General features: G+C 74.7%; 3 protein-coding genes. All 3 read right to left on the reverse strand.

Translation table 11 applies throughout. The annotated features are described in order from the left end of the window. Positions 1 to 180 precede the first annotated feature (180 nt). On the reverse strand, positions 181 to 1,110 hold the full coding sequence (locus VS93_RS26150) for a hypothetical protein (RefSeq protein ID WP_046472505.1): 930 nt from the start codon (positions 1,108 to 1,110) through the stop codon (positions 181 to 183). 152 nt (positions 1,111 to 1,262) lie between these two features. Then, positions 1,263 to 2,213, reverse strand: coding sequence for an FAD binding domain-containing protein (locus VS93_RS26155; RefSeq protein ID WP_046472506.1), 951 nt, complete (start codon positions 2,211 to 2,213; stop codon positions 1,263 to 1,265). Further along, the coding region (locus VS93_RS26160; RefSeq protein WP_046472507.1) for a molybdopterin cofactor-binding domain-containing protein at positions 2,210 to 2,803 on the reverse strand (594 nt) is incomplete at its 5' end. The genes VS93_RS26160 and VS93_RS26155, both read right to left, overlap by 4 nt.

Consider the following 2,803-nt stretch of genomic DNA (forward strand, 5'->3'; position numbering starts at 1 on the left):
GGGCCCCGCGCCGGGGTGCCGCCGTCGCCACCGCCGGACCGGGGGCCCGCCGTGCGGTACGGCGGACGCGTCCACGACCAGTGGCCGGTTGAGGAGGTTCCGGAACCGGCGCGGGGAACTCCCCCCGTGCCGCGGCGGGGAAGGGCGGCATCCCTGGAGAACCGGAGCCGGGCCGTACGGTCAGCCGCAGTCGTAGAGCTCGTCCGGGGGAAGGTCGCCGGTGAGCATCATCAGGGGGTGCGCCGCCGTGTTGTCCTCGGAGTAGCTGAGGCCGGCGGTGATCCGATCCCCGTCGACCTGCGGCTCGTCGAAGCTCAGGCCCTTGAAGTAGGCGCCCTCGCCCTGGAGCGCGGTGAACCGGTCGGCCTGGGGCGAGTCGGTGACGACCACGACCCGCGCCCGCCGGTCGTCGATGTCGTCGGCGACGGCGATCGCCTCCGGGCAGCCGCCGCCGGGCGCGTAGGCCGCCGCGGCCGGTGCGTCCACGGACTCGATCAGTTCCCGGACCGCTCCGCTGGAGCCGTCGCCCCGGTCTTCGGCGGCGTCCCGCACCGCTTCGGCGTCGTCGCCGACCACGATCACCTCCGCGTCACCCGAGACGGCCTCGATGCCCATGGGCTGCTCCGTCTTCGGTGCCTCCAGTACGTCGCCGTCGCGGGAGTACCCTTCCGCTTCGAGCTCCTCGGCGACCTCGCTGAAGGGCTGGTCGGTCGCCAGCACGGTGGTCCTCTGCGTGGTGGCGCCCATCCCTTTGGAGGCCACCGCTGTCACGCGGCTCGTGTCGATCGCCGTTGTGACAGGCGTGTCGAACGGTCCGATCAGGGGCCCGAGCGCAGCGGAGGCCAGCCCGCCGAAGTGCCGCTCCGCCGGATCCTCGGAGAGGAGCGCGCTCTCGGTGTCCGCCGCGTCCACGCCGAGCTTCTGGCGCGCGCGTTCGAGGTCGACCGCCACCGCGCCGGTCTCGTCGATATCGGCGAGCCGGTCCAGCAGCGTGACCGCGGGGCCGGCAGCGCTGTCGCCGCTGCCGCCGCCCGAGCAGCCCGCCAGCAGCGCCGTCCCGACCACAATGGCGGCCAGCCCTCGCAGGCCGGCCCCGCTCTGTTCCACCATCGCACTTCCTTCGGATCCCGATGTGCCGGCTCGGGTACGCCCCGACGCCTCCGTGCGGGCGGGAGCCGCCCGCACGGTCGGTTTGCACCCTAGATGAGTTATGGGCCGGCCGGGACCGGACCCGGGTACCGCCGGCCGGGTCCGCGGGCGTCTCAGGACCGGTCGAGCGTCTGCTCCAGAACCTCCTGGACCGTCGCGCGGAGGAGACCGGCCTTGTAACCGGTCTGGGGGAGCGGCGAGCAGCGGGCCGTGCTGCCGTCCAGGGCCTCGGAAAGGGACTCCGATGCGGCCGGCCGCCCCAGCAGGGCCTGTTCCACCTCGGTGAGCCGGACCGGGGTGCGGGCGACGGCGCCGGCGGCGACCGCGACCCCGGTGATGACCGTTCCGGTCCGGACGACTCGGGCCACGGCTTCGACCAGTGGCCATTCGGCTCGGGACCGGCCGGTCGCGCGGTGGTAGGCGGCGCTCTCGCCGGCCGCGGGCGGGGGCAGTTCGACGCCGGTGAGCAGCCGGCCGGGCGCGAGGCGGTGGTCGCGTGTCGGGTCGGCACCGTCGTAGAGGTCGCCCACCGGCGTGGAGGTGCCGTCGTCCGCCCGAACGCTCGCGTCGTAGGCGAGAAGCGCCACGGCCATCGAGGAGGGGTGCGGCGCGACGCAGGGCCCCTGGTCGATGACGGCAGCGTAGAGGTGGTCGCCCTCCCGGGCCGGGCAGGAGGCGCCGCCGGTCTGGAAGCACGAGAAGGCCGGATTGCGGTAGTAGGCGCAGCGGTTGCGCTGCAGCAGGTTCCCGCCGATCGTCGCGACCGCCCGGATCTGCGGTGTGGCCAGCGCGCTCGCCGTGGCGGCCAGGGCCGGATAGCCCGCCCGCAGGGCCGGGTCGCCGGCGATCTCCGCGATGGTCGTGAGGGCGCCGATCCGGGCGGAGCCGTCGTCGGCCCAGGCGGTTCCGCGTATCTGTGCTACGCGGTGCAGCTCGACGAACGGCCCGGCAGTGAGGCGGTCGCGCGCCCGGACGACGATGTCGGTGCCGCCGGCGCGCGCCTCCCCGCCGGACTCGCGCAGCGCCGCCGCGGCGGCGTGGACACTGGTCGGGGCGGTGCTCAAGAGTGGATCCCTTCGAGTAGCCGGTCGGGACGGATCGGCAGGTGGTGTGGCCGCCAGCCGGTGGCGTTGTGGACGGCGTTGCCCACGGAGGCCGCGACGCCGATGGTGGCGACCTCGCCCACCCCGACGCCGCCGCCGGTGACGTGCTCCCACCCCTCCTCGTGGAAGTGGACGACGATCTCGGGAGTGTCGCCCATACCGGGGATGCGGTAGTCCTCCAGGTTGTCGGTGAGCACGACCCCCGTGTTCGGGTCCGTGCGCCGCTCCTCGTAGAGCGCGTAGCCGATGCCCTGGACGACGCCGCCCTCGCACTGGTTGCGCGCCAGGCGCGGGGAGTAGATGCGCCCCGCCGCGATGCCCGCCCAGACCCGGGTCACCCGGGTCTGCCCCAGGTGGGTGTCCACCTCCACCTCGGTGACGTGTACCGCTCCGCTGAAGCCGCGCCCCAGGGCCATGCCCTCGGTGGCGAACGGTGTGACGTATCCGCGGCGGTCGCTGTGGCGCCGCCCGACCACGCGCAGCCCTTCGACCGCGGAGGTGCCCACCGCACGCCCCTGTAGCGCGGCGCGCAGCCGGCGGGCGGCGTCGTG

Origin of the sequence: Allosalinactinospora lopnorensis (genome assembly GCF_000981225.1) — a bacterium.
GTDB lineage: Bacteria > Actinomycetota > Actinomycetes > Streptosporangiales > Streptosporangiaceae > Allosalinactinospora > Allosalinactinospora lopnorensis.

What these genes read in the sequence shown, in the direction of transcription:
- VS93_RS26150 (WP_046472505.1), bottom strand. Translation starts at nt 1,110, where the DNA reads ATGGTGGAACAGAGCGGGGCCGGCCTGCGAGGGCTGGCCGCCATTGTG.